The organism is Sphaerisporangium dianthi (assembly GCF_042654065.1).
Taxonomy (GTDB): domain Bacteria; phylum Actinomycetota; class Actinomycetes; order Streptosporangiales; family Streptosporangiaceae; genus Sphaerisporangium; species Sphaerisporangium dianthi.
The window spans coordinates 288855-314284 of the sequence record NZ_JBHSFP010000002.1; the positions used below are offsets into that span (position 1 = coordinate 288855).

The window sequence follows — 25430 nt, forward strand, 5'->3', positions numbered from 1 at the left end:
GAGCGGGCCTCAGCCTCAGAGCCGGAACGTTTGTGCCACGCGTCCGGCCAGGTCGTCCTCCGTCATCGTGGTGTCGATCTCGATGGCGCTCAGCTGGAGACGTCGCGCTTCCGTGCGCAGACGTTCCGTGAAGAACCCGTCACGGGCGAGAAGGTTGCGCAGTGCTCTTTCCGGATCGCTGGTCTTGCGGGCGATCTCCCATAGTGAGCCCCGACTGCCGAAGGCGGCCCGGCGGAAGCCGGGCGTCGGCAGAAGCCAGACGGCCTGACCAGGCGTGGCGAGCAGAGGCTTCACGAGATGCGGCAACAGCCGGAAGCCTTCGACGATCACACCAGGCTCCCTCGGAAGGCGGAGGAGGTCTTCGACGATCAGGCCGAAGCCTTCACCCCGGTACCAGTGGAACGTCTCGAGCATGATTTCCGGAGATCGATTCACCCACCGCTCGTCCATGTCCATCGCCGCGAACTCGTGCAGGAACGGGGAATCTTCCGGCGAGCTCCGGCCGGCGTGATCCGACATCACGTCGTCGGTGGCGTAGAGGCGCAGACCGTGCCGTTCGGCTATGTGGCGAGCGATGGTCGACTTGCCGGCGCCGGTCCCGCCACCGATCCAGTAGACGTGCCGGAGTCGGTTGCGCAGCGCCGCGGTGTCCGCGGTCTCTTCGTGCTGGTCAGGTCGCATTGTCCAGGTCCATTGCCAGGTCGCGCCTTTCAACCGCATGGCGTGGTCGGGTCAGACCTGGCGGCGGCGACGGCGGATGTAGGTGGACAGGGATTGGACGGCGTTGGGGGCGCAGGCCGCGGCGAGGCCGACGACGATGCCGGAAAGGAACAGCATGCGCTGCGCGATCGCTTCGCCGTTGACGTCAACGTAGCTGGCCCGGACCCGCAGGGTGGCGAGGTCGCCTTCGCTCCTCCAGCTGAAGCCGGGCGTGTTGCCCGCTTCAACGGGCTCGACGCTGAGGTAGTCGACCCGGAGTGGCGCCTCGTCGAGGAGCAGAACCATTGTCGTGTGCCGCTTGAAGTCGGTGAAGTCACACGCGCTGGAGATGCGGTCCCACTCGGCGAAGGTCAGGGCGGACAGATCCCCGTTGTGGGTGGCGGCGGCCAGCCCCGTGCAGCGCATCTGGGAACCGACCTCCGGAGACGCGAACGCGATCCGCGAGTTCTCGGCGCTGATCGGCGGTATGCGCATCTCGCCGGAGAGGCGGCGGGACTCGTCCAGGAGGACGAGCTGGCGGTCGCCGAGCTCGATCGATTCGAGGTCCGAGTTACCGATGTGGGGGCGGTCGATGCGGGCGCCGCCGCGGAACTCAAGGATGACCGGGAACGGTTTCGCCCGCGCGGTGTCCCAGTAGAGCGTCAGGGACTGCGTCCATCTCTCCTGGTGGCCGGGCTCTTGAGATTTCTCGTAGGAGACGTTGAGCGAGGAGTTGGTGAGCTTCGCCTCCCGCGGGAGGTAGATCGTGACGTCGCTGTCGAACCCGTAGTCCGGGCGCAGGTGCGGGGACAACGGTGCGCCGGGTCGTCCCGCGTCGAACAGGGCCCAGGCCAGCGTGCACAGCAGCACCGCCGCTACGAGGAGCAGGGTGCCGGCCACAGGGAATCTCGCCTGCTGTTCCCGCCGCTGTTCGGCCGGCGGCCTCAAGTGGGCTGCCGGGGGACGCGGCCCGGGTGCGGGGGATGGCGGGGGCTGCCTCGTCGGTGTCCGGCTCGTCATCCGGCGCAGTATCGCCCGGGCCGTGGAGATCAGCAGTACCGCCGCGACGAGGGGGAGGCGGCGGCTCGACGGGGGCTGGGAGCGCCGCCCGGGAGGCGGCTTCGGGTGGGGGGCCGGGGTGCCTGGCCGGGGTGGGGGCACGTGGTGCGGTGGGGTCTCCCGCATTGGCGCTCGTCTCGTCATCGGGTGCGGTGTCAGCCGGTCGGCATCAGGAGCCCGCACCCGTCCGGCATGATCGCGTTGGTCACCTGCTGAGTTGACGTGCCGATGTTCGAGGTCACGGTGACCTGCAAGGGGTATTGCGGGACACAGTGGTAACTGCCGTCGTCCAGGCGTTTCAGGCGGAACAGCGGTCCCAAGCGCTCCGACAGGTTGTCGTCGGTTTTCAATGGGACGTCTCGATCATCGGCGGTGAGTGTGAGGTACTGGTGGAAGCGGACCAGCACGGTGCTCCCTGGTTCGAGTTCGAATGGCGGCCGTCGCGTCGCCGAAGGCGTTTGGGAGAGAACTGCCGCATTGTCCTGGTAGATGTCGACCTGGCGCGTCCCTCTGGCCGTCTTCAGTGCTAACAATGCGCCTTTTTCATCACGGTTCGCAGGAAATTTAGTGATGATATCGAGCACGCAGATTTTGCTCTTGGTGAGGTTCGCGATCGAGTAAACGGGTTTCCACTCGATCTCAGGTGCGCCACCGCCGTCCGGAGGGTTCACGATGGCCAGCGCCATGGTCAGGTCGAACTTCCCGCTGATGCCGATGCCGTCCGTCGATGATCTGTTGCCGTCGCCGGCCTCGTCGCAGGCCGTGTCCGGCGCTACGGGGGAGGCGGCGCAACCCGTCGTGGCGAGAACGAGGGCGGCGAGAAGACTCCACGCGCTGAATCTGGGATGGGTGATCCCACGCTGACGCACGCTGCCTCCGAGGAGCATGATCGTCGGTTTGGCTCCCGCCAAGGGGGGCGATATTCAATTCAGTAGCTTAAATCGGTTCGGCGCTCTCCGTGCGTCGTGGTCGATGTCCAGGCCGAATTCATCGGGTTCAGGGTGTCCGATATTGGGTGGATGGCACCGCTTTGTTGCGCGGGATGAAGAGGTGGCGCTTATGCCGCGGCGGGCCTACGCCTCGGCCCAGACGCCCAGCTCGTTTCCGCTCGGGTCGGTGAAATGGAAGCGGCGTCCGCCGGGGAACTCGTACGGGCCGCTCACCACCTTGCCGCCCGCGTTGTTCACGGCTTCCACAGATCGGTCTAGGTCGGTGGAATAGAGCAGCACGAGCGGGCCGCCCGTCCGTACCTGCTGGTCGGTGCGGAAGCCGCCGACCTCGGGCGCGGCATCCCCCTGCGGGCTCTGGACGCCGGCGTACTCGGGCCCGTAGTCGTTGAACCGCCAGCCGAACGCCTCGGTGTAGAAGCGCTTGGCCTGCTCAAGATCGGTGACCGTGAGCTCGACGTAGTCGATGGCGTGGTGGCGATGCTGAGATGGCTGAGTCATGGCCGCATTATGTGGCCCGAGTACGACACTGAAGAAGCTGACGGGCCGTAGGTGGGCAGGCTCATGCTTCGACCCCGGCTACGGCGTGCCGGGGTCCCGCGGGTCGATCATGAGGTCTTCTGGGCGGGGGAGTGGGGCCGGTTCGCCCTCGACGGCGTAGATCTCCAGGCAGGAGAGGCGGCCGTTCTCGACGAAGAGCAGTACGCCGTCGAGCCTGCCTCGCACGGTGGCGGTGATCAGGACACCGTCCTCGACCGGGGCGGCGACCGTGTGAGGTCCGAGTGTCACGTCGAGATCGACCGTCGCGCATCCGCACTTGCAGTGGCGGGTCACGACCGCCGAAGAGACCTGGGTACGAAGTTCCTCCACGCCGGGGAGGTCCTCCTGGAGGAGGGTCAGGATCACGGCCTGTTCCGCGGCGGACAGGGGACGTTCGACGGTGGGCACCTTGCCAAGGTAGCGAGCCCGGTGCGGCTCTGGGCTCAGTTCCGTTCGGGCACGGCCATCTCGCCGAGGGGGGACCGGTCGTCCTGCGGGGGGCGTGGCGCTGACGATGCGAGGTGTCTCGGCGAGGCGGGACGGGAGGGTCTGCGGCGCCTTGCCGAAGTGCTCCGGGCGGGAGGTTGGCCGCCGCGCCAGGTGGGGTCTTTCGGCTCTGCGGTCGCGGCCGGGGTGATGACAGGCTGCGAAGTGTCCGGTCGCGGCGCGCACCGCGATGCGGGGTCTGCTGTTCGACGAGCGTGAAGGGCTGGTCGTGGATCGACATGGGTAGCACGACGGACCCGGTGATCGTGGCCTCGGCGCCGGGTGGGCCGGTGAGCGAGGTGGCCCGCGCCGCCGCGCTGCCTGCGCCGAAGGTGCTTGCGGACCGCGGTGTGACGGCCGAGGTGGGGCTGTCGCAGGCGGAGGTGGCGCGGCGGCGGGCTCGATACGGCCCGAACACGGTCTCCTCGCATCGGGCGCGATGGCTGCCGGTGCTGTGGCACCAGTCGCGGTCCCCGCTGCTCGGGCTGCTGCTGGCCGCCGTCGTCGTCTCCTACCTGGTCGGCGAGCGCAGCGACGCCGTCATCATCGGGCTGATCATCGCGGGGTCGGTCGGGCTCGGCTTCGTCAACGAGTACCGGGCCGAGAGGGCGGCCGAGGCGCTGCATTCGCAGATCCGCCACCAGACGGAGGTCGTGCGCGATGGCGCGGCGGCCAGGGTGGACGTCACCGGCCTGGTGCCTGGTGACCTGGTACGACTCAGGTTGGGGGACATCGTCCCGGCCGACCTGCGCCTGTTCCAGGTCGACGGCCTGGCGTGCGACGAGTCGGTGCTGACCGGCGAGTCGTCGGCGGTGGACAAGTCCACCGCCGCCGTTCCCGGGGAGGCGGCGCTGGCGGAGCTGTCCGGCTGTGCGCTGATGGGCACGGTGGTCCACGCCGGCGGCGGCAGCGGGGTGGTGGTGGCCACAGGGAGCGGCACGGAGTTCGGCAAGATCGCCGCCGGGCTGGGTACCCGTCAGCTGGAGACGCAGTTCCAGGTCGGGCTGCGGCGCTTCTCGATGCTGCTGGTGTACGTGGCCGCCACGCTGACCACGTCGATCTTCTTGATCAACGTGGTGCTGCACAAGCCGATCATCGACGCGCTGCTCTTCTCACTGGCGATCGCGGTCGGCATCACCCCGCAGTTGCTGCCGGCGGTGGTCTCCACCAGCCTGGCGGCGGGGGCGCGCCGGATGAGCCGCCGCAAGGTGCTGGTCAAACGCCTGGTGTGCATCGAGGACCTCGGCGATGTCGAGGTGCTGTTCACCGACAAGACCGGCACCCTCACCCGCGGCCGCATCGACTACCTGCGCGCCGTCCCGGCCGCCTTCGAGAACGGCGCCGCCTCCGCGACCGCCGCCGTGTTGCGACTGGGGCTGCTCTGCACGGAAGGGGCGGTCTCCGGCGGTCAGGTGGGGGGCGGCAACCCGCTGGACCAGGCGTTGTGGGACGCTCCGGACGCGGCGGGGCAGCGGGACGCGATCGCCGGGTGCACGCGCCTTGGCGTGCTGCCCTTCGACCACCAGCGGCGCATGGTGTCGGTCCTGGTCGGCGACACGGCAGGTCATCGGCTGCTGATCACCAAGGGGGCGCCGGAAAGCGTCCTGGAGCGTTGCGTCCAGGTGCCGCCGCGGGCACGCCAGGCGCTGGAGGAGGAGTTCGCCGCGGGCAACAGAGTGGTCGCCGTGGCCACCCGGCCCGCCGCCGACGTCTCCGACCTCGATCTGGACGACGAGCGCGGCCTGAGCCTGGCGGGACTGCTGGTGTTCGCCGACCCGCCCAAGCCGGAGGCGGCGACGGCGCTGGCCCGGCTGTCCAATCTGGGCATCGCGGTCAAGGTCGTCACCGGGGACAATCCGGCGGTCGCCGTCAGGGTCTGCCAGGACCTGGGGCTGGGCGGCGGCGGGGTGCTGACCGGCGCCGAACTGGATGCCCTGGACGACGAGGGCCTGCGGGCGGTCATCGCGACCACCACGGTCTTCGCGCGGGTCACCCCTGAGCACAAGGCCCGCATCGTGCACGTCCAGCGGAGCGGCGGAGCCGGGGTCGCCTTCCTGGGCGACGGCGTCAACGACGCTCTCGCCCTGCACGCGGCCGACGTGGGCATCTCGGTGGACTCGGCCACCGATATCGCCAAGGACGCCGCCGATGTGATCCTGCTGGAGAAGGACCTCGGCGTGCTCGCCGACGGCGTCGCCGAGGGGCGGCGCATCTTCGCCAACACCATCAAGTACGTGCTGATGGGCACTTCGAGCAACTTCGGCAACATGGCGTCCGCCGCGGGCGCGTCGCTGTTCTTGACGTTCCTGCCGATGCTGCCCTCGCAGATTCTGCTCAACAACCTGCTGTACGACACCAGCCAGCTGGCCATCCCCACCGACAACGCCGACGAGGAGCAGCTACGGCGTCCCTCGCACTGGGACATCTCCTTCATCCGCCGCTTCATGATCTGTTTCGGTCCGCTCAGTTCGGTGTTCGACTTCGCGACCTTCGCGGTCATGCTGGGGGTCTTCCACGCCGGTCCGGCCCAGTTCCGGTCGGGCTGGTTCGTCGAATCCCTGGCCACGCAGACGTTGGTGATCTTCGCGATCCGTACCCGCCGCGTCCCGTTCTTCCGCAGCCGCCCCAGTCTGCCGTTGGCGCTGGCCGCCATCGGGGTCGTCGTCGTGGGCGCGCTGCTTCCGGCCACGCCGCCGGCGCACGCGCTCGGCTTCCAGCCGCTTCCGGGTGCCTTCTTCGCGGCGCTGGCCGCGATGGTCGCGGTGTACCTGGTCCTGATCGAGATCGGCAAGCGGTTCTTCTACGGCGCGATTCCCGTCACTCTTCCCATGCCGCCGCGCTACGGCGCCCATCGCCACCTCAGGCGCCGGAGCGCCCGCTTCAGCACCGCGCGACGCCGACGCGGCGGCCGCGACGCCGTCGCGCGGGCTTCGCGGCGCGACGGCAGCGTCAGCGGCCGGGTGGGGTGAGACCGCGGGCATCGCTCCGGTGAGGCCGGGGCCGCTCCCTTCGCGTATCGGGTTCGGCCGGGACGGCCGCCCAATCGTTGCCGCTTCGCCATCAAGCATCGGCTTGTGACCCGCGTGACTGATGGGAAGATTGCGAATCTCTGAGAAAAGATGTGGAGTTTCCGGACAAGATGGTGTCGGAGTTCCCGAGAAGTTGCGCGGCAAGGATGCAGAGCAGAGAGGTTCGGCATGGACGGCGACGGCCACCCGAGATCCCACGACGAGGATCCTCTCCCGCACGTCGATCCTTTGGACATCGAGGGGAGCGGCAGGCCTGGCCGTCCGGGCGGTGATGTGCTGTCCGACGCATGGACGCCCGGACATGAACCAGCCCTGGCCCAGGGCGACGGCACGGGCGGCGCAGGCGGCTCAGATGGTTCGGATGGTTCGGACGACTCGCCTGATCTCGTCCGGGCGGACCACGAACGGGCCGAGCAGTTCCGCTGGTCCGACGGCCGCGAAGGAACCGACGGCCGTGAAGGATACGAGAGCCTCGAGGAATTCGACTATCTCTACCGCCGCGAGGACCACGAGGCGTCCCACGATCACGAGCGGCCGGAAGGCCAGGCGAGGTCGGACGACGACGACTGGGCCACCGACGGGGGAGGGGAGCGCGGCTTCCTCGGTTCCGGCTGGACCGGCGACCACGACGCGGAGGAGAAGGGCAGCAAGAACAAGCAGCTCATCTTCGCCATGGCCGCGATCGTCGTGCTCGCTGTCGCGGGCGGCTGGATCGTGTCGACGTCGGCCGGTTCCACGCCGCAGGCGGAGTGCTCGCGCCCGGGGAACTGCGCCTCGGTCGAGCGGCCGGACCCCGGGCTGACCGCCGGTCCCAGCCTCGACGCCCCGACCGCCGGCCCCTCCGCCGAGCCTGGCGAGACGACGGCGCCCGGCGAGACTCCCACGCCCACGGCCTCGAAGGTGAGAGAGCCTCGCCAGCCCTCCCCCCGGCCGACGCCGACGCGCACCCGCGTCCATTCCCCGCGGCCGTCGCCGGGACCCAGCAGCCGCCCGCAACGGTCGCAGGACCCGCGGATCGAGGACGAGCCCGAGCCCTCCCCGACGCCGCCGCCGACCACGCAGGCGCCGCCACCGCCACCACCGGCTCCGAGCCCGACGGAGACCGGGAACGGCGGCTTGCTCGACTGGATCTTCTGAGCGTCCGGCCGGCCGCCCTCAAGGCGTGACGGCCGGTCGGCCGCCGGTCAGTGGCGGCGGGCGTGGATCAGCAGCCAGTCACGGTGGGTGGAGCGGCGGGAGTGGCCGGCCACGCTGAAGCCGGCCTCGGTCAGCAGCGCGCCGAGCGGCTCGATCCGGTGCGAGACGAACCAGCGGCGCAGGCTCTGCTCGTACGACACGTTCTCCCACCCCTCGCCGTCGCCTTCGGCGACACTGAGCGTCAGCTCCCCGCCTGGACGCAGCACCCTGCCGAACTCGCCGAGCACGACCGGCACCTCAGGCCGGGGGATGTGCAGCAGCGCGGCCACACACCACACCGCGTCGAGTGAGCGCGTCGCCACCGGCAGCGCGCGCATGTCGGCCTGGACGAGGCCGGGCCCGCCGCCGGCGGCGGTGAGCATCTTCCGGGACAGGTCGAATCCGGCGACCCGGAAACCACGCTCACGCAGCAGCCGGGTGTGATGTCCGGGGCCGCAGCCGATGTCCGCGACGCGTGCTCCGGCAGGAAGCGATGCGCGAAGGCGATCGATCTCGGCCGTGACCCACTCCGGGGACGAACTCCACCGTCGCGCGTACTCCGGCGCGATGAGGTCGTATGTGGCGCGGGTGGTGGCGGCGTGGTCGGTCATGTGAGGGTCAGCCGCCTGCCTGAGGGCGCCGGCGGAGTGTCCTGTCGGCCAGGGCGGGCGGGACGTAGTAGCTGTCGGCCCGGTTCAGGTCGGTGCCCGGGGGGACGATCTCGTCGATCCGGTCCAGTACGTCATCGCTCAGCACCGTGTCCGCGCCGGCCAGCAGGTCTTCCAGCTGCTCCATGGTCCGCGGCCCGATGATGACCGAGGTGACGGCGGGGTGGGCCAGGACGAACCCGACGGCCATGTGCGGCAGCGACAGGCCGGCCTCCGCCGCGAGTTTCGACAGCTCGCCGACCGCCTTGAGCTTGAGCGTGTTCTCGGGCAGCGACGGGTCGAACTTGTGCCGCTCGACGGCCGCGCGGCCGGTGCCCGTCAGGTCGATGTCGGTCGCCTGCGTGTACCGGCCCGACAGCCAGCCCGCCGACAGCGGGCCCCAGGTCAGCACGCCCATCCCGTACTTCTGCGTGGTCGGCAGCACCGCGGCCTCCACGCTGCGCGCCAGGATGGAATACGGGGGCTGCTCGGTGCGGAAGCGGACGTGGCCGCGCCGCTCGGAGACCCACTGCGCCTCGACGATCTGTTCCGCGGGGAAGGTGGAGCTGCCGACGGCCCGTACCTTGCCCGCCCGGACCAGGTCGGTGAGCGCGGAAAGGGTCTCGTCGATGTCCGTGGCCGGGTCGGGGCGATGGATCTGGTACAGGTCGATGTGGTCGGTGCCGAGGCGGCGCAGACTGTTCTCGACCTCGCGGACGAGCCAGCGCCGGGAGTTCCCGCCGTGGTTGGCGTCCGGGCCCATCGAGCCGTGCGCCTTGGTCGCGAGGACGACGTCGTCGCGGCGGCCCTTGAGCGCCTTGCCGACGATCTCCTCCGACTCGCCCTGCGAATAGATGTCGGCGGTGTCGACGAAGTTGATTCCGGCGTCGAGGGCGCGATGGATGATGCGCACGCCCTCGTCGTGGTCCTTGTTGGCGAGCGCGCCGAACATCATCGCGCCGAGCGCGTACTGGCTGACAGAGATGCCCGTGCCGCCGAGGATCCTGCGCTTCATGCGGTGTCGCCTCCTGCGGATGGTTTCGTGGATACGGCCCACTCTCCGATCCGTGCCCGGCTCGCCACAAGGCCGGGCCTAACCTGGGTCTGGCAGAACCCCCCAGATCGGCCGCAGACGCATAATGGCGAGCATGGGCTATGCCGAGAACGAGATCACGCCGTTTCTCAAGGCGCGGCGGGCCGCGCTGGACGCCGCCGCGCTGGGCCTGCCCGATGGGATCGCCCGGCGGCGGGTACGCGGCCTGCGTCGCGAGGAGGTCGCCCAGCTTGCCGGGGTCAGCGTCGACTACTACACCCGCATCGAGCAGGGGCGCGCACGCGCCGTCTCCGACGCGGTGGTCGACGCGATCGCCGGCGCGTTGCGGCTGACGTCCGACGAGCACACGTTCCTGCGCAACATCACCCTGGCCCGGCGGCGGCCCGACGCCGCCGCCGACGCCGCCGCCTGCGACGTGGGCAGTGGTCCTCGGCCGCGGGTACGGCCGCAGATCCGGCAGCTGCTCGACGCGATGGACGACACCGTCCCCGCACTCGTCTACGGCCCGGGCACGGACCTGCTGGCCTGGAACGAGATCGCCCGCCGGGTCTGGTTCGACTTCGACGCCCTGCCGGAGGCGGAGCTCAACGGCGCCCGGCTGATCTTTCTGCATCCCGATGCCAAGGCGCTGCATCTCGACTGGGAGCGGGAGGCGGAGGACGCCGTGGCCAGCCTCCGGGCGCACATCGGGCGCCGTCAGGACGAACCCCGGGCGCAGCGCGTCATCTGTGATCTTCGAGGCCAGAGCGAGGAGTTCCGGCGCCTCTGGGAGGCGCACGCGGTGCGGGAGCGAAGCCAGGGCACGAAGCGCGTCCTCAACCCGCAGGTGGGCGAGTTGGAGCTGACGTACGAGGCGTTCTCGTTGCCGAACGATCCGGGGCAGCGCCTGTGCACGTACACGGCGCCGAAGGGGTCGGAGACGGAGAAGCGGCTGCGGGCTCTGGCGGACCGCGTCGGGGCCGGCGCCTTCTGAAACCCTGCGCCGGCCCGAGCGACGAACAGACGGGTGATCTCAGCCGCCTGGGTGAGCGCGGTCCACCCTCCCCTTCGGGAGGGTGGGCCGTGGTCATCGGACGATCTGCAGGAGGGCCTGGGTCCGGGCCGCCGGAGGTTCGGCGAGGCGCTGAAGCCGCCTGCCGGAGGCGTCGAGGACGACGAGGGTGTTGTGCCTGGGGCCCGCCACGCGGACGACGAGGCGGCCGTCCGGCAGGTAGAGAGCGCCGATGAGGCGCCCGCGGACCGGAATGGGGACCTTCCTGCCGATGGTCGTGTCGACGATCGTCGGCCGGAACTCCGTGGGCCAGGCCCCGTCGCCGCCGGGGTCGGCGGGGGACAGCGCGTGTATCACGACCTTCTCGCCGTGCGGGGAGAGGCTCTGCACGTGGTTGGCGAGTTTGACGCCCTTGACCTTGACGGACCTGCGGGTGCGCAGGTCGAGGCGGACGACGCCCTCGGTGGTGCCGGTGTATCCGGCCAGGTGGCGGCCGTCGCCCGACCAGGCGAGGTGGCAGACGCCGGTGGTGGTGCCGGCCTTGCGGTCGCCCGTGCCGTCGGCGTTGGCGATGACGATCGGCCGGGCGTCGGTGTCGCCGGCGGACGGGAACGCCACCTTCGTGGAGTCGGGGGACCAGATCGGGGTGAGGCAGGGAGCGCCCATGCCCGCCCCCTTGGCGATGGTGGTGACCTTGCCGGCCGCGCTCACCTGGACCTGGCCGCGCGGGGTGATCCAGGTGACCTTCTCGCCGTCGGGGGAGGCGGAGAACTGGCCCGGTTCCGGCGCGACCCCCAGCCGGGTGAATCCCTTGCGGGGCTGGTAGCGGGTCACGATGTACCCGCGGTCGTAGCGCGCGTAGACCGCGACGCCCGCGAGCGGCCTGGGTGCGGCGGCCGGCGCCGCCCCCAGGGCGGCCGGCACCACCCCCGGGGCCGCGAGCGTCACCGCCGAGGCGGCGAGGGTGACCGCCGAGGCGTGTGCCGGCGGGGCCGGATGGGCCGAGGTGAGCAGGCCGGCGGAGCCGGCGGTCATGGGGGTGAGCAGGGCGGTGCCGAGGATGGCGCCGAGCGGCATATGGCGGTTCATGGGGTCCTTATCGTCGTCGTGCCTTGTTCGACGCTCTCGCACCCTGTTCAGTTCGCTCCGAACGCTCGGAAGTGATGTGGAAGACCGGGAAGCGCGCGGCTATCCGCTCGAACTGGTCCAGCGGCGCTCGCCGGTCCACGGGGAAGTGCGGCCGGGCGCCCGGGGCGCAGTCCAGGTAGCGGCGCAGGATGGGGGCGCGGAGGTTCGCGTCGACTTCCTCCAGGCGCACCGTCTCGCGGTCGCGGTGCCGCAGGACGGCCCGCCCGCCGGCCGCGCGTACGTTGCGCACCCAGTTGGCCTCCTCGCCGAGCATCGAGACCAGATATCGCTCGCCCTGGTGGTCGGCGACGGCGACAGGGAGCGAGATCAGCCGGCCGGTGCGCCGGCCGGGCACCTCCAGCGTCATCCAGTTGCGCGGGGCGAGTATCCCGCTCGAGAAGTGGAGCACGGAGACGTGGTTCATCGCCCTGGCCAGCAGATTCGGCCGTCCGTCCCGGTACATCCACCTCTTCACCCGGTAGAGCCGGCCCTTGAAGCCTTTGTAGTCCGTAGGCTCTTCGAACCGTTCGGAGCCTTGTGTCGTTTCCATGTGCGCAAGCCCTTTCTCTGTGCCGGCGGACGCCATGACGGCTCGCGCCGTGACATCGGATTCGTGCGGCGGCTCAAGGCGGGAGCGGGCGGACGGTGGTGCGCAGCGGTTCGACGGTCAGGTCGCGCCGCCCGGCGCCGGTGCGGGCCATGGGACCATGCTTTTGCTTGAGACATCCTGTTCCAAGTGCCGAAGGGCACTTCCCGCCCGCCGTCCGAGGGCGAAGCGCCTCTCCGGCCATGTCGCCGCAGGACGGCCTCGCGGGCGGGACCGGTGGAAGAAAACCAGATGCCGAGCCGCGCCGCTTTGGCGAGGATCGGCGCATGCCTGAACCATGGATGATCGACGAGCTGGCCTACGCGGGGCCCGAGCACCTGGACCCGGCGTTCGTCGCCGCTTACGACCGCAAGCAGGGGTATCCCGACCCGGCCGCGGACCTGGCCGTCTTCGAGGAGCACGGGGTGGGCGAGGACGCCGTCGTTCTCGATCTCGCCGCGGGCACCGGGCAGTTCACTCTGGCCGCCGCGCGGCGGTTCCGGCGGGTGGTGGCGGTCGACGTCTCTGTCGCGATGCAGGACGCGCTGCGCGCGCGTGCGGCGAGCGCCGGGCTGTCCAACATCGAGTTCGTCCGGGCGGGATTCCTGACCTACGAGCACGCCGGCCCGCCGGTCGACGCGGTGTACACCAGGAACGCGCTCCACCAGCTGCCCGACTTCTTCAAGGCGATCGCGCTGGACCGCGTCGCGGGCCTGCTGCGGCCGGGCGGCGTGCTGCGCCTGCACGATCTGATCTACGACTTCCTGCCGGCCGAGGCGGGGCAGGTCTTCGGCCGCTGGTTCGCGGGCGCGGTCTCGGACCCGGCGGAGGGGTACACCGCCGAGGAGTACGCCGAGCACGTGCGCACGGAGTTCAGCACTTTCCGCTGGCTGCTCGAACCCATGATCGCCGCCGCGGGCCTGGAGATCGTGGACAGCGCCTTCAACGCGAGGGCGTACGGCGCCTACACCTGCGTCAAGTAGCCCGAACGGACCCGCGGGCATCCCCGTCCGTCCGCACGTCTTCGCGCGTGCCCGCGCGGGGCTCGGCGGACGGCCGGGCGGGAAGAGTTGAAGACCGGGGTGGTTGCTGATTGGTTGGGAGTGGAGGGGCCGCCGGAGCACCCCGGGTCCGTGGGCCTCGGTGCCATGGTCGTCGGCACGTAGGGGACGTTGGCCGTTCCTTAACCACGATGTCCGCGTCAGGGGAGGAACCGTTCAGGTCCAGGGGCTTGGGTCCACTATGTCAACAGGCCATGCGAATGGAAAAGGTGCTTTCATGACCTCCTCGATGTCTCGCCACGAGGCGACCGGTGGTGACATGTCCGACGGCGACGTGTCGGCCCGCGGCCTCTCCCGTCGTGACCTGTTCCGCGCCGGAGCGGTGGGCGGTCTGGGCATCGCCATCGCCGGCAGCCTTGAGTCGATCACCGGCCCGGCCGCCTTCGCGCAGACCGGCGCCCAGGGCGCGAGCGGTTACGGCGCCGTCGTCGCCGACCCGGCCGGCCTGCTGGCTCTTCCCCGCGGCTTCTCGTACAAGATTGTCGCGCAGGCCGGCAAGACCCTGCTGGAGACCGGCGAGCCGACCCCGAGCGACGCCGACGGCACCGGTTGCTTCCGCACGCCCCACGGCTTCGTCCTGGTCAACAACCACGAGATCGGCGGCGACGAGCCCTACGGCGTGCCGGCCTTGCCGGGTCTGACCTACGACCCGGGCGCGCACGGCGGCACGACCAACATCGAGGTCGACAAGCACGGCGACCGTGTCCGCGAGTACGTCAGCGTGGCCGGCACGCACAACAACTGCGCGGGCGGCATCACCCCGTGGGGCACCTGGCTCACCTGCGAGGAGACCGAGCAGCGCGCGGGCGGGGCGTTCCAGAAGGACCACGGTTACGTGTTCGAGGTGGACCCCTTCGACCGCGACGCCAACAAGGACCCGGTCCCGCTGAAGTACCTCGGCCGGTACTCGCACGAGGCCGTCGCCGTGAACCCGCGCAACTCCGAGATCTACCTCACCGAGGACGCGAGCGGTCCGAACGGGCTCTACTACCGCTGGACCCCGCCGCGCGACTTCCGCGCCCGCAAGGGCGCGCTGCGCGCGCTGGCGCTGGGACAGGGCGGCGACACCGCGGGCAGGCTGGAGGCGCTGAGCGCCTACAAGGGCGGCAAGCACGTCAAGGACCTGTCCGAGGCCACCCAGCCCGGCACGAAGTACAAGGTCAAGTGGGTCGAGGTCCCCGACCGCGACGCCAAGACCGTCTCGGTGCGCAAGCAGTTCACCGAGGACCAGGTCACCCGCAGCCGAAAGCTTGAGGGCGCCTGGTGGGCCGACGGCGGCGCCTACTTCGTCGCCAGCTTCGCGCGCACCGACGACGGCAGCGTCAACGAGCACGACGGCCAGGTCTGGTTCTACGACCCCGAGTCCGAGACGATCACGCTGAAGACCATCTTCGGAGTGAACCCCGACCCCGAGAAGGACACCGACTACGACGGGCCGGACAACATCACCGTCTCGCCGTACGGCGGCGTCATCCTCGCCGAGGACGGCGAGGGCGTCTCGCACCTGGTCGGCGTCACCAAGCAGGGCACGCCGTACCCGATGGCCCGCAACGAGCTCAACGACAGCGAGTTCACCGGCCCGACGTTCAGCCAGGACGGCAAGATCCTGTTCGCGAACATCCAGTCGCCGGGCTACGTGTTCGCCATCACCGGCCCGTGGCGCCGTCCGTCCGACGGCGGTCACGACCACGGCCACGACCACGGTCACGACCACCACTGATCGTCGCCGCCGGCTGACCGGCCGGCCCGCGCGCTGACACGGCGCCGTCTTCGCCCTCCGGGGCGGGGGCGGCGCCGTTTCGCGTCCCGGGGGGACGGGGCGTCTGTGCGCCGGAGGACGAGGTAGGTGTCCTCGCGTTCCGGGGGGCGGGGCGTCTGCGCGTCTCGGGAGGGCGAGGGGCGTCACGTGAGGGGCCGGCTCGCGGAAGGACGCACCCTCGCAGGCCGGGTCAGCGGAGCCCGGGAGGAAGGACCCGGCCGACAAGGGAGTCCCTGGTGGGAATAGGTCGAACCTCAAGAAAGGTTGCCTAGGGCAATGATTTATATTTGCCTCAGGCAACTAGATGAGGGAAGGGGCATGGCGCCGATCTCCCCGGTCTCCGTACCCGGCTTCGCGCTGGGCTCGGCCGCCGTCCGCGCCCGGCCCGGCCGCCGCATCGCACGCTTCGGGCGGCTCGGAACACGCTCCGGCCGGCTCATACAGTGAAAGGACTTCGATGACCACCGCAGTACCGGCCGAGACGCGGGAGGCGGCCCCGGACCCGGCCGAACCCATGTCCCACAGGCAGATCCTGGAGGCCCTGTCGGGCCTCTTGCTCGGCCTTTTCGTGGCGATCCTGTCGTCCACGGTCGTGTCGAACGCGCTGCCCACGATCATCGCCGATCTGCACGCGGACGAGAACACCTACACCTGGGTGATCACCGCGACGCTGCTCGCCACCACGGTCTCCACTCCCATCTGGGGCAAGCTGGCCGACCTGATGAGCAAGAAGGTCCTGGTACAGCTCGCCCTGCTGATCTACGTCATCGGGTCGGCGATCGCGGGCGTCTCGCAGAACCCCGGCATGCTGATCGGCGCCCGCGTGATCCAGGGACTCGGCGTCGGCGGCCTCACCGCCCTCGTCCAGGTGATCATGGCCGCGATCATCGCGCCGCGCGAGCGCGGCCGTTACTCCGGCTACCTGGGCGCGGTCTTCGCCCTGGCCACCATCGGCGGGCCGCTCATCGGCGGCGTGATCGTGGACACCTCCTGGCTCGGCTGGCGCTGGTGCTTCTACGTCGGCGTGCCCTTCGCCCTCATCGCCCTGCTCGTCCTGCAGAAGACCCTGCGCATCCCCGTGCACAGGCGCTCCGCCAAGATCGACTGGCCGGGCGCGGTGCTGATCACCGCCGCGGTCTCGCTGCTGCTGGTGTGGATCTCCTTCGCCGGGCACGACTTCGACTGGGTGTCGTGGCAGACCGGCGCGATGGTGGGCGGCGCGGTGGTGCTGGCCCTGCTCTTCCTGCTCGTGGAGTCCAGGGCCGCCGAGCCCGTCGTCCCCCTGTGGCTGTTCCGCAACGCCGCCATCAGCCTCGCCGTGATCGCCAGCCTGCTGGTCGGCGTCGCCATGTTCGGCGCGACGACCTTCCTCAGCCAGTACTTCCAGCTCGCGCGCGGCGAGACGCCGACGATGGCGGGCGTCATGACGCTGCCCATGATCTTCGGCCTGGCGGTGTCCTCGACCGTCGTCGGCCAGATCATCAGCCGCACCGGCCGATGGAAGATCTTCCTGGTCATCGGCGGGGTCTCCCTCACCGCCGGTGTCGCGCTGATGGGCATGCTGCGGTTCGACACCGACTACCGGCTGATGGCCCTGTACATGTTCCTCATCGGCGTCGGCCTCGGCATGACCATGCAGAACCTCGTCCTGTCGGTGCAGAACCAGGTCCGGCCGCAGGAGCTGGGCGCGGCCAGCTCGGTCGTCGCCTTCTTCCGCACGCTCGGCGGCGCGATCGGCGTCGGCGCCCTCGGGGCGGTGCTCGGCCACCGGGTCATCGACTACCTGGCCGAGGGCTTCGGCAAGCTCGGCATCCACGGCGGCACGGTGAGCGAGGGCGCCGTCCCACGGCTGTCGGAGCTGCCCGCCCCGGTGCGGGCGGTGGTCGAGGAGGCCTACGGGCACGGCGTCGGCGACCTGTTCCTGTACGCGGCGCCGTTCGCGCTGCTGGCGCTCATCGCCGTCCTGTTCATCAAGGAGATCCCGCTGCGCACCGCCAGCGGCGAGGAACTGCGGGCCGGCGCGACCGCACAGCCCGACGGCGCTCCCGCGGGAACGGGACCCGGCCGCCACGCCCAGCGGAGCACCGAGGCGGCGGCCATGGCGAGCACGTCGGCGAGCACGTCGGCGAGCACGATGCCGGGCACGACGGCGGGCATGCCGGCGAGTACGACGGCGGGCACGTTCGCGGACATGCCGGCGGGCACATCGGTGGCCAGGTCGGCGGTCACCTCGGGGGCCACGGCCACCGCGGCCTTCCCCGGCGCCGGGATCGGCGCCGAGCCGCAGGAGGGCAGCGGCATCCGCGGGGTCATCCGCGGCGGCGACGGCTCCCCGGTGGGCCAGGCGACGCTCACCCTGATCGACCTGCGCGGTCACCAGCTCGGCCGGGCCGTCACGCAGGCCGACGGCGCGTACAGCCTGTGGGTTCCCGGTCCGGGCAGTTACGTCCTGATCGCCTCCGCCGGCGAGCACGACCCGCAGGTGGCCACGCTGGCCGTCGGGGAGCGGCCGCTGGACTTCGACCTGGCGCTCGCCGGGTCGGGACGCCTCGCCGGCACGGTCCGCGACCTGGAGGGCGTCCCCGTGCCGCGGGCCATGGTCGTCGTCGCCGACGTGCGCGGCGAGGTCGTCACCACCGGCATCACCGGGCAGGACGGCGGCTTCGGCTTCGCCGGGGTCGTCGCGGGCGACTACACCCTCGCGGTCAGCGCCGAGGGGTACCGCCCGGCGGCGGTGCCGGTCGCGGTCGGCGCCGGCCAGACCGGGCAGGACGTGGTGCTCCTGCACGGCGCCCAGGTCAGGGGCACGGTCCGCGCGAAGAACGACGGCCGGCCGCTCGCCGACGCCCGCGTCACGTTGCTCGACGCGGCGGGGAACGTGGTCGGCTCCGCCACCACCGGGCAGGACGGCGAGTACGCCTTCGCCGACCTGACCGGCGGCCAGTACACCGTCATCGCCACCGGGTACCCGCCCACGGCGAGCACGGTGGACCTCAACGGGCAGGGCGAGGACCCGCACGACGTGTGGCTCGGTCACCCCGAATGAGCGGCGAGCGGAACACCGTCCGGCCAGGTGCCGCCGCCGGCGTCACGGGGCCGCGCGGCCTGCGCGCCGTGGTCACCGGCAAGGACGGATGGGCGGTGCGGCACGCCGTGGTCACCGTGACCGACATGTCGGGTCATCAGGTGGTCCGTGCTGAGGTGGACGCGGACGGCGCGGTGGCCACGGCGCCGCTGCCCTCCGGCGTCCACACCGTGGTTGTCACCGCGGTCGGATACACGCCGGCCGCCATGACGGCCATCGCGACCGCGTCGGGCGCCGCCGACCTGGGCGTCATCGTGCTCGCCCGCCAAGGCGGCGTGGAACTGCCGCCGCCCGGGCTGTGGACGATCGACCCCGCCCACTCCAAGGTCGCCGCGACCGCGCAGCACCTCGGACTGTCCAGCGTGCAGGGCAGGTTCTCGGAGTTCGCCGGGCGCATCCAGATCAGGGCGACGGCCGAGGCGTCCGCGGTCGTCGCCGAGATCGACGCGGCGTCGATCGACACCGGCAACCGGATGCGCGACGACCACCTGCGGTCGGCCGACTTCCTGCACGTCGCGGCGCACCCGACGGTCTCCTTCCGCAGCACCGGGCTGTCCGCCGCGGGCCCGGACCGCTGGACGCTGCACGGCGCGCTCACCCTCGCGGGCGTCACCCGTCCCGTCGACCTCGCGCTCTCCTACCTCGGCACGAGCCCCGACCTGTGGGGCGGCCTGCGCGCCGCCTTCCACGCGGTCACCGAGCTGCGCCGGGAGGACTTCGCGATGAACTACAACCAGGTGGTGCAGGCCGGCATCGCGCTGATAGGAGCGACGCTGAAGGTGGAGCTCGACATCCAGGCGGTACGGGACAATGGATCTCCGGACGGCGCCATGGACTGAAGCGCCGGCAGGCGCGGAGAACGGGCGTCCGGACGACGCGTGGAAGCGCCCGCGCCATGCGCGGGATGGACGCACGGCCGGCGCGTGGAACGGGCGTCCGGACGCCGGGCGGCGACGACGAGGGGAGGCGGGTCGAGGTGACGACGGACGCACAGGTGGCGGTGCCTGTCGAGCAGCACGAGGCGTACTGCGCGCTGGAGCGCCAGCTCGGCCTGCTGTTCCGGCGGTCCAGGGCGCTGTCCGCCGAGGTGGGCCGCGAGGTGCACCCCGAGCTTGAGCCCGGCGCCTACAGCATCCTCGTGCGCATCGACGAGGCCGCCCCGGCCCGGCCGAGCGACCTCGCCGCCTACTTCGGCGTCGGCAAGGCGACGATCAGCCGCCAGCTGAAGGTGCTGGAGGAGCTCGGCCTGGTCGGACGCCAGCCGGACCCGCTGGACGGCCGCGCCCAGCTGCTCGCCCTCACCGAGGAGGGCCAGGCCAGGCTCGACAGGGCCAGGGTGGCCCGCCAGCGGCGCTTCTACGCCCTGCTCGGCGCCTGGCCGCAGGACGACGTGAAGCTGCTGGCCGACATGCTGGCCCGCTTCAACGTCCTCACCGCCGCCGACACCGGCCAGGCCTGACGGCACGGGCGCCCACCGCCCGCCCTCTCGCCTCCACGCCGCGGAACGCCGCCGCGGTCATTTCGAGGGGAGGGAGAGGGCGGTGTCCCTGCCGGGGGCGTAGACGGTGATGCCCTGGGGGAGGGCCTTCAGCTTCTCGATCTCGGCGCAGGTGCCGCAGCGGTTGTAGCCGTCCTGGCGTGCCTTGTTCGCGTCGGCCTGGGCGCGCGCCTGGGCGACGGAGGCCTGGGCCTCGGCGACCCCCGCGAAGGCCGCCTGGGCGCGGTCCACCGACGCCTGCACCTGTGGCGGGAGGGTGATCCTGACCAGGTTGAAGCGCAGGTCGATCAGGAAGTCGGCGCCCAGCATGCGGCGCAGGTCGTCGGCGAGGGTGCTGTTGACGGCGTTCTGGACCTTGACCAGCGCGGCGTTGTTGTCCCGCGGCGTGAGTTCGACGACCTTGCGCGCCGCGCCGCTCTCCACGAAGGCGCAGGAGGAGACGAGCTCGGCGCAGCGGAAGACCCCGATCTGGCTGCGCAGGGCGTTGTCCACGACGGGCCTGATGGCCTGGCCGAAGAAGCCCGACCAGCCTTCCTCGCCGTCGTAGGGGTAGCGCATCTCGTTGTCCTGACCGCGGAACCTGCGGGTGCCGAACTTGTCGTCGAACAGCCTCAGGGTCTGGTGGTCGAGGTTGAGGGTGAAGTACAGGGTGCCCTCGATGCCCATGTTGACGCCGTCGCTGCTGGGCACGGTCACGACGTCGACGCCGAGCAGTGTGCTGCGCTTGGGGTCGGAGGTGATGGTGTAGAAGCGCTGCTGGGCGGGATACCTGTGCACCTCGGACCACCAGCCGGTCCAGGTGAGGCTCGACGCCGGGTCGATCACCTCGCGCACCCGGTTGTCGTCGAGGGGGCCGCCGTCGCGGACGACCGCCACCTCCCCGCCGCTGGTGCTCTCGTAACCGCTGAGCAGGCCGATCACGCTGACGATGGCGACGATGACGGCCACCACCGCCGCCAGGGACGCCAGAACGGCACGCACGGACATGAGTGGCCTCCAAGGTTGAGTCGCTCTGGTCGGGGGGGTGGCGCTCGTACGGAGTACCTCAAATGTAAGTATTGTTGAACAACTCCACAAGTCTCTTTTAGTCTTTTCGCGCGGATGAGCCAGAGGGCCGACGATGTGGCGGTGTCCGTGGGGCGAGCGCCGAATCCAGCTCACGACTATCGCGGCCGTTGGGGCTTCTGGCGGCGATCGCCGCCGCGAGTCGCACCTTGCTTGTGAGTTCCCGGTCGGCCACTGACAACGCGCGCCACTTGATCTGCCACGTGCGAGTGTCGCTCTTGCCGACGGCCGCCGAGTTCGCCGGATTCGTTCCCATTGGCTCCGGACCAGGTCGGGGACCTGCTGGCGAACTATGGCTGGGTGGAGTGCGAGCAGGTCGGCGCCGCCGAATATCAGGCCCGCTACCTGGAGCCGGCGGGCCGTGAGCTGCCGGTGTTCGGCCTCGAACGCTTCGTCTACGCCGAGAAGCCGTAGCCGCGTTCAGTCCGCGGCGAGGAATTCACGGATCTTCGCGGCGACGCGCGGATAGTCGGGGCCGAACCAGATCATGTGACTGTCGGCACGGCTGTCCACCAGTTCGGCGTTCGGCATCGCCGCGGTCAGGGACTCGGCGTGGGCGAAGGACACCGACCGGTCGTGACGGGTGGCGATGACCAGCGCGGGCTGGCCGACCTGCGCGGCGCAGTCCGGAACGGGGAGCATGTCGGCGACAAAGCCGTGACCCGAGCGCATCACGGTGAACAGTCCGGCCAGCGTCGCCCGCTCGGCGATGGACAAGCCCGCCAGCACCTGGTGCGCGGGAAGGACTGACAGGTCACGTAGCAGCAGGCGCAGTCCCAGGGACGGTGCGACCCGGACCAACGACCGCATGATCGCCCAAGTGCCGGCCTCCACCCGGGCGTTGAACACCACCCGGCCGCCCAGCCGGGTCAGCGGGTCGGGCCAGGGCAGGAATCCGACCGCGCTTTGCAGGATGACGCGCTCGACCAGTCGCGGGTGGCGGGCTGCCATGGTCAGCGCCGTGCGCCCGCCGGCCGAGACGCCCACGGCCGCGGCGAGGCGTTCGATGCCCAACGTCTGGCACAGCTGGGCGGTGGCGTCGGCGAAGCCGGCCGGCGTGGTGCCAGTGGTCAGCGGCGTACGCCCGTAACCGGGACGCGAGGGCGCTAGCACCTGGAAACCGGCGTCGGCGAAGACCTCCTCACCCAGCGCCAGTCCCGCCCGCGTGTGACCGCCATGGAACACCACGACCGTCCTGGGACCGTCGCCCTCCAGCCGGTATTCCACCGGGCCCGCCGGCAGGCGCGCGACGACGGTGGCGCGCTCGGAGAAGACTGCGCGGGCAGTGGACACCATGGCACCTCATTTTGTGAAGGGGATGGCGACCTCGTCACGGAACCGTCGGTAGGTCAGATGGCAGGTCAGGTGTGCCGGCGCAGCAGGAGCATCGCCGCGTCGTCCAGCAGGGGACCACCCACATGGTCGAGCAGGTCAGCGCGCAGTTCGTCGAGAGCGGCCTGCGGGTCGGCGCCCACCAGCACCTTCGCTCTTTCCGACAGCGGGTAAAAGGCTCTCGATTCGTCGCGAGCCTCGATCACGCCGTCGGTGTAAAGCAGGATCTGGTCACCCTCCTGGAACGGTATGCGGTGCGGCTCGGGCTTGCCGGAGCCGAGCGCCACCAACCCGAGCGGAGGGCATTCCGTCTCGGGCTCGGCGAAGACGGTGCTTCCGCTGCGGCGCATCACCAGGGGAGGGGGATGGCCGAAGTTGAGCAAGGAGATCTCACCGACATGGACTTCGGCGATGATCGCGGTGACGAACCTCTCGCCGCCCAGATGCCGCGTGAGGCTGTTCTCCAGGCGGTGCCCCACACCGGACAGGTCCGGTTCATCGTAGGCGGCCTCACGGAACGCGCCGAGCACCCAGGCTGCAGTTTCCACGGCCCCCAGCCCTTTGCCCTGGACGTCGCCGATGAGCAGTCGGACGCCGCGCGGGGTGGTGACGACCTCGTAAAGGTCGCCGCCGATCTGCGCCTCCGCCGCCGCGGAGGTGTAGGACAGTGCGATGCGAAGGTCGCCGGCTCGGCGGGGCACAGGGCGCAGGAGTACGCGTTGGGCCGCTTCCGCCACCAGGCGTACGTTGGCGAGTTCGCGCTCGCGCCGGATGCGGAGGTGGCTGGCCAAGGCGCTGGCACCGGTGACGCCGATGACGGCCGCGATGGTGAGATTGTTCTGCGGAGTGAGCAGAAGCCCGTTGTAGTGCGCCAGAGGCAGACAGACCGCCAGCGCGACCACGCCCACGGCCAGAGTGCGCCGCACGCTTCCCGACACCGAGGCGAACGTGGGGCCCAGGGTCAGCAACGGCAGGAAACCCAGCCGAGGACCGGCCAGCAGGTCGACGCACGCAACGGCGGCGATGGCGACGAAAGGCAGTGATCTCAGCACTGTCTGCGATTTGGTGTGGACGTGTGTCGCCAGAGCGTTCAGAGCGAACCTCCCTCTCTCGCAAAGCTATCGGCAGACCATGGCGGAGCGCTATCACTGAGCGCGTCCAGATTGGTGGTCGGCCTGGCCTGAGCCGCCTGCCGGAGAAGGGAAAGAACCAACGACGGGATACCCGCGGGTGCCGGACGGGAGGAAGTGATCGTTCAGCGGGGCTTGGCGGCGACGGTCCATCGGTCGGTGACGAGGCAGATCATTCCGCGAGCGCTCGGCCATGCGAGTCGTGTGAATGCGGCAGGTCCGACAGCGCCGCGCCTACCTGGTCGTGGCCGCTCCCTGCCCCCTCCGGACCTCTCCGATCCGCCGGTCCGAGCGTCAGCTGGACGAGGGCAGGTCCTTGGAGCGGGTCCTGCCGGGCCGCCATGGCCGGCGGCCCTCCAGCTCCACCTCGAGCGCCACGCTCAAGAAGGTTCTCACCAGCACGATCAGCGCAAGGACGCCGACCCCGGCGAAGGTAGGCGACACGGCAACCGTGCGGATGATGTCGCCCGCCACGAGGAACTCCAGGCCGAGCAGGATCGCCCGCCCGAGTCCCTGGCGATACCACCGGTAGATCTGAACGAACGATTCTCAACGTCGGCGATGGTAAGCGTGAGCGGCCCGGCCAGCTCTGGGCGAGGGACGACCGCGGGGGCGCGGGATTATCAGTACTAGGTGTCCTGATACAGGTCAGGGATGTCGTCGCGGTCGGTGGTCTCGGCCTGGTGGATGCGCCGGTAGACCTCGGCGCGCAGCCGCAGGATCACCGCGGCCACTGCGGCGGCGACCACCGAACCGGTCAGGACGGCGACCCTGACCCGGGCGTCGGCGTCGCTGCTCGCACCGAAGGCCAGCTCGCCGATCAGCAGGGATACGGTGAAACCGACCCCGGCAAGGATCGACAGCCCAGCCATGTCGATCCAGGCCAGGCCCTCGTCCAGGGTGGCGCGGCTGAAACGGGCCACCGACCAGGTCGCGGCCATGATGCCGATCGGCTTGCCGGCCAGTAGGCCGATCACGACGCCCACCGCGATCGGGTCGCTCAGCGAGCGCGCCAGCCCGCTGAACCCGCCGAAGCTCACGCCGGTGGAGAAGAAGGCGAAGACGGGGACGGCGATGCCGGCGGAGATGGGCCGCAGGCGGTGCTCGAGGTGTTCCGCCAGACCTGGGCCGGCCTCAGGTCCACCGGCCTGCCTGCTGCGCAGTACCGGCACGGTCAGTGCCAGCAGCACCCCCGCCACGGTGGCGTGCATGCCGGAGGCATGCACCAGCGCCCAGCAGGTGAAGGCGAACGGCAGCAGCAGCCACCACGAGCGCACCCTGCGCTGGACCAGTACGGCGAAGGCCGCCAGCGGCACCAGGGATCCCAGCAGGGGCAGCACTGACAGGTGGGTGGTGTAGAAGGTGGCGATGATGACGATCGCGATGAGGTCGTCCACCACCGCCAAGGTCAGCAGGAACGTGCGCAGCGCCGCGGGTAGGTGCCGGCCGACCACCGCGAGCACGGCCAGGGCGAAGGCGATGTCGGTCGCGGTGGGGATCGCCCATCCGCGCGGCGCGTCGACGCCGGCGACCGCCAGGTACAGCAGAGCGGGGACGATCACTCCGCCGAACGCGGCCGCCACCGGCACCACTGCCCGCCGAGCTTCGCGCAGGTCACCGGCGACGAACTCCCGTTTGAGCTCCAGCCCGGCGACGAAGAAGAAGATTGCCAGCAGTCCGTCGGCGGCCCAGGTGGCCAAATCCAGATTCAGATGCAACGCGGCCGGGCCGAGGCGGAACGTGCGCAGATCCGCGTACGCCTGGGACCATGGCGAGTTGGCCCACACCAGCGCCACGATCGCGCTGGCCAGCAGCAGGGCTCCGCCGATGGTCTCCTTGCGCAGGATGCCGGTGATCCGCCGCACTTCGGGCCAGGTGCCTCTAGCGAGCAGACGGGGGGCGCGGTGGTCGGTGGTGCCGGGCATGGAACTCCGTCCTGCAGCAGAGTCGAACCGATCACATGCCGACCAGACTTCCCGGCGCACCTGTCATCAACATATCAAGACCGCAGTGACGAGTCGTGTGGCGGACGGAACAGTGAAGGGGCCGCCGGCCACGCGGTGCGGTCCCGGGGTGTGCTTGGAACGGGGCCGTGATCACTGACCGGCTCGACTCTCCGGACACCCCTGCGGCAGCGGAAGCGAGACGGTCGATCAGG

General features: G+C 70.6%; 22 protein-coding genes and 1 pseudogene. 9 read left to right on the forward strand and 14 right to left on the reverse strand.

The window, feature by feature from the left end; translation table 11 throughout:
- Positions 1-15 precede the first annotated feature (15 nt).
- The 5 genes from ACFO60_RS04390 to ACFO60_RS04410 form a co-directional block, all read right to left on the reverse strand.
- Positions 16-720, reverse strand: coding sequence for a hypothetical protein (locus tag ACFO60_RS04390; RefSeq protein ID WP_380837195.1), 705 nt, complete (start codon positions 718-720; stop codon positions 16-18).
- 12 nt (positions 721-732) lie between these two features.
- Positions 733-1599, reverse strand: a complete 867-nt coding sequence (locus ACFO60_RS04395) for a hypothetical protein (RefSeq protein WP_380837198.1) — start codon at positions 1597-1599, stop codon at positions 733-735.
- A gap of 314 nt (positions 1600-1913) precedes the next feature.
- The gene (locus ACFO60_RS04400) at positions 1914-2627 is read right to left on the reverse strand and encodes a hypothetical protein (RefSeq protein ID WP_380837201.1); all 714 of its coding nucleotides are present in this window, start codon (positions 2625-2627) and stop codon (positions 1914-1916) included.
- Positions 2628-2831: 204 nt separating this feature from the next.
- Positions 2832-3206 (reverse strand): VOC family protein, encoded by a 375-nt coding sequence (locus ACFO60_RS04405; protein ID WP_380837204.1) that lies wholly within the window; start codon positions 3204-3206, stop codon positions 2832-2834.
- Positions 3207-3284: 78 nt separating this feature from the next.
- Positions 3285-3653 carry a hypothetical protein gene (locus tag ACFO60_RS04410; protein WP_380837207.1) on the reverse strand — a complete coding sequence of 123 codons (369 nt, stop codon included), beginning with the start codon at positions 3651-3653 and terminating at the stop codon, positions 3285-3287.
- Positions 3654-3970: 317 nt separating this feature from the next.
- Here ACFO60_RS04410 and mgtA point away from each other — a divergent pair, with 317 nt between their 5' ends.
- Together mgtA and ACFO60_RS04420 are read left to right on the forward strand one after the other, a co-directional pair.
- Positions 3971-6700 (forward strand): magnesium-translocating P-type ATPase, encoded by a 2730-nt coding sequence (gene mgtA, locus ACFO60_RS04415; protein WP_380837210.1) that lies wholly within the window; start codon positions 3971-3973, stop codon positions 6698-6700.
- 228 nt (positions 6701-6928) lie between these two features.
- Positions 6929-7897, forward strand: a complete 969-nt coding sequence (locus ACFO60_RS04420; protein WP_380837213.1) for a hypothetical protein — start codon at positions 6929-6931, stop codon at positions 7895-7897.
- Positions 7898-7944: 47 nt separating this feature from the next.
- Here ACFO60_RS04420 and ACFO60_RS04425 read toward each other — a convergent pair whose 3' ends face one another.
- Entirely contained in the window at positions 7945-8547 is a 603-nt protein-coding gene (locus ACFO60_RS04425; RefSeq protein WP_380837216.1) for a class I SAM-dependent DNA methyltransferase, read from the reverse strand.
- Positions 8548-8554: 7 nt separating this feature from the next.
- Positions 8555-9598 (reverse strand): aldo/keto reductase, encoded by a 1044-nt coding sequence (locus tag ACFO60_RS04430; RefSeq protein WP_380837218.1) that lies wholly within the window; start codon positions 9596-9598, stop codon positions 8555-8557.
- Between the two features lie 133 nt (positions 9599-9731).
- On the opposite strand from ACFO60_RS04430, the gene ACFO60_RS04435 reads away from it, so the two are divergent.
- Positions 9732-10610 carry a helix-turn-helix domain-containing protein gene (locus tag ACFO60_RS04435; RefSeq protein WP_380837221.1) on the forward strand — a complete coding sequence of 293 codons (879 nt, stop codon included), beginning with the start codon at positions 9732-9734 and terminating at the stop codon, positions 10608-10610.
- A gap of 93 nt (positions 10611-10703) precedes the next feature.
- Here ACFO60_RS04435 and ACFO60_RS04440 read toward each other — a convergent pair whose 3' ends face one another.
- Complete coding sequence (locus ACFO60_RS04440) at positions 10704-11717, reverse strand: TolB family protein (RefSeq protein WP_380837224.1); 1014 nt, start codon at positions 11715-11717, stop codon at positions 10704-10706.
- A gap of 7 nt (positions 11718-11724) precedes the next feature.
- Complete coding sequence (locus tag ACFO60_RS04445) at positions 11725-12306, reverse strand: nitroreductase/quinone reductase family protein (protein ID WP_380837226.1); 582 nt, start codon at positions 12304-12306, stop codon at positions 11725-11727.
- Positions 12307-12629: 323 nt separating this feature from the next.
- Here ACFO60_RS04445 and ACFO60_RS04450 point away from each other — a divergent pair, with 323 nt between their 5' ends.
- From ACFO60_RS04450 to ACFO60_RS04470, 5 genes are all read left to right on the forward strand, one after another.
- Positions 12630-13325, forward strand: a complete 696-nt coding sequence (locus tag ACFO60_RS04450; protein WP_380837229.1) for a class I SAM-dependent methyltransferase — start codon at positions 12630-12632, stop codon at positions 13323-13325.
- A gap of 295 nt (positions 13326-13620) precedes the next feature.
- A complete protein-coding gene (locus ACFO60_RS04455; RefSeq protein WP_380837231.1) occupies positions 13621-15123 on the forward strand; it encodes an alkaline phosphatase PhoX in 1503 nt (500 codons plus the stop codon).
- A gap of 496 nt (positions 15124-15619) precedes the next feature.
- Complete coding sequence (locus tag ACFO60_RS04460) at positions 15620-18208, forward strand: MFS transporter (RefSeq protein WP_380837234.1); 2589 nt, start codon at positions 15620-15622, stop codon at positions 18206-18208.
- The gene (locus ACFO60_RS04465) at positions 18205-19086 is read left to right on the forward strand and encodes a YceI family protein (RefSeq protein WP_380837237.1); all 882 of its coding nucleotides are present in this window, start codon (positions 18205-18207) and stop codon (positions 19084-19086) included. The genes ACFO60_RS04460 and ACFO60_RS04465 overlap by 4 nt, the downstream gene beginning before the upstream one ends.
- A gap of 65 nt (positions 19087-19151) precedes the next feature.
- The gene (locus ACFO60_RS04470; RefSeq protein WP_380837240.1) at positions 19152-19706 is read left to right on the forward strand and encodes a MarR family winged helix-turn-helix transcriptional regulator; all 555 of its coding nucleotides are present in this window, start codon (positions 19152-19154) and stop codon (positions 19704-19706) included.
- Positions 19707-19763: 57 nt separating this feature from the next.
- On the opposite strand, the gene ACFO60_RS04475 is transcribed toward ACFO60_RS04470, so the two are convergent.
- Positions 19764-20732, reverse strand: coding sequence for an SPFH domain-containing protein (locus tag ACFO60_RS04475; protein ID WP_380837243.1), 969 nt, complete (start codon positions 20730-20732; stop codon positions 19764-19766).
- A 333-nt stretch (positions 20733-21065) separates the two neighbouring features.
- Here ACFO60_RS04475 and ACFO60_RS04480 point away from each other — a divergent pair, with 333 nt between their 5' ends.
- On the forward strand, positions 21066-21224 hold the full coding sequence (locus ACFO60_RS04480) for a hypothetical protein (RefSeq protein ID WP_380837246.1): 159 nt from the start codon (positions 21066-21068) through the stop codon (positions 21222-21224).
- 6 nt (positions 21225-21230) lie between these two features.
- Here the strand turns inward: ACFO60_RS04480 and ACFO60_RS04485 are convergent, their stop codons facing one another.
- From ACFO60_RS04485 to nhaA, 4 genes and pseudogenes are all read right to left on the reverse strand, one after another.
- Positions 21231-22106: an alpha/beta fold hydrolase gene (locus ACFO60_RS04485; RefSeq protein WP_380837248.1), complete on the reverse strand. Its 876-nt coding sequence runs from the start codon at positions 22104-22106 to the stop codon at positions 21231-21233.
- Between the two features lie 65 nt (positions 22107-22171).
- Positions 22172-23194 (reverse strand): PP2C family protein-serine/threonine phosphatase, encoded by a 1023-nt coding sequence (locus ACFO60_RS04490; RefSeq protein ID WP_380837251.1) that lies wholly within the window; start codon positions 23192-23194, stop codon positions 22172-22174.
- A gap of 372 nt (positions 23195-23566) precedes the next feature.
- Positions 23567-23803, reverse strand: a pseudogene (locus tag ACFO60_RS04495) (DUF1622 domain-containing protein); the annotation flags it as partial.
- Between the two features lie 98 nt (positions 23804-23901).
- A complete protein-coding gene (gene nhaA, locus ACFO60_RS04500; protein WP_380837254.1) occupies positions 23902-25197 on the reverse strand; it encodes a Na+/H+ antiporter NhaA in 1296 nt (431 codons plus the stop codon).
- Positions 25198-25430: the final 233 nt, after the last annotated feature.

What these genes read in the sequence shown, in the direction of transcription:
- ACFO60_RS04390 (WP_380837195.1), bottom strand. Translation starts at nt 720, where the DNA reads ATGCGGTTGAAAGGCGCGACCTGGCAATGGACCTGGACAATGCGACCT.
- ACFO60_RS04405 (WP_380837204.1), bottom strand. Translation starts at nt 3,206, where the DNA reads ATGACTCAGCCATCTCAGCATCGCCACCACGCCATCGACTACGTCGAG.
- mgtA (WP_380837210.1), top strand. Translation starts at nt 3,971, where the DNA reads ATGGGTAGCACGACGGACCCGGTGATCGTGGCCTCGGCGCCGGGTGGG.
- ACFO60_RS04420 (WP_380837213.1), top strand. Translation starts at nt 6,929, where the DNA reads ATGGACGGCGACGGCCACCCGAGATCCCACGACGAGGATCCTCTCCCG.
- ACFO60_RS04425 (WP_380837216.1), bottom strand. Translation starts at nt 8,547, where the DNA reads ATGACCGACCACGCCGCCACCACCCGCGCCACATACGACCTCATCGCG.
- ACFO60_RS04430 (WP_380837218.1), bottom strand. Translation starts at nt 9,598, where the DNA reads ATGAAGCGCAGGATCCTCGGCGGCACGGGCATCTCTGTCAGCCAGTAC.
- ACFO60_RS04435 (WP_380837221.1), top strand. Translation starts at nt 9,732, where the DNA reads ATGGGCTATGCCGAGAACGAGATCACGCCGTTTCTCAAGGCGCGGCGG.
- ACFO60_RS04440 (WP_380837224.1), bottom strand. Translation starts at nt 11,717, where the DNA reads ATGAACCGCCATATGCCGCTCGGCGCCATCCTCGGCACCGCCCTGCTC.
- ACFO60_RS04445 (WP_380837226.1), bottom strand. Translation starts at nt 12,306, where the DNA reads ATGGAAACGACACAAGGCTCCGAACGGTTCGAAGAGCCTACGGACTAC.
- ACFO60_RS04450 (WP_380837229.1), top strand. Translation starts at nt 12,630, where the DNA reads ATGCCTGAACCATGGATGATCGACGAGCTGGCCTACGCGGGGCCCGAG.
- ACFO60_RS04455 (WP_380837231.1), top strand. Translation starts at nt 13,621, where the DNA reads ATGACCTCCTCGATGTCTCGCCACGAGGCGACCGGTGGTGACATGTCC.
- ACFO60_RS04460 (WP_380837234.1), top strand. Translation starts at nt 15,620, where the DNA reads ATGACCACCGCAGTACCGGCCGAGACGCGGGAGGCGGCCCCGGACCCG.
- ACFO60_RS04465 (WP_380837237.1), top strand. Translation starts at nt 18,205, where the DNA reads ATGAGCGGCGAGCGGAACACCGTCCGGCCAGGTGCCGCCGCCGGCGTC.
- ACFO60_RS04470 (WP_380837240.1), top strand. Translation starts at nt 19,152, where the DNA reads ATGGACGCACGGCCGGCGCGTGGAACGGGCGTCCGGACGCCGGGCGGC.
- ACFO60_RS04475 (WP_380837243.1), bottom strand. Translation starts at nt 20,732, where the DNA reads ATGTCCGTGCGTGCCGTTCTGGCGTCCCTGGCGGCGGTGGTGGCCGTC.
- ACFO60_RS04485 (WP_380837248.1), bottom strand. Translation starts at nt 22,106, where the DNA reads ATGGTGTCCACTGCCCGCGCAGTCTTCTCCGAGCGCGCCACCGTCGTC.
- nhaA (WP_380837254.1), bottom strand. Translation starts at nt 25,197, where the DNA reads ATGCCCGGCACCACCGACCACCGCGCCCCCCGTCTGCTCGCTAGAGGC.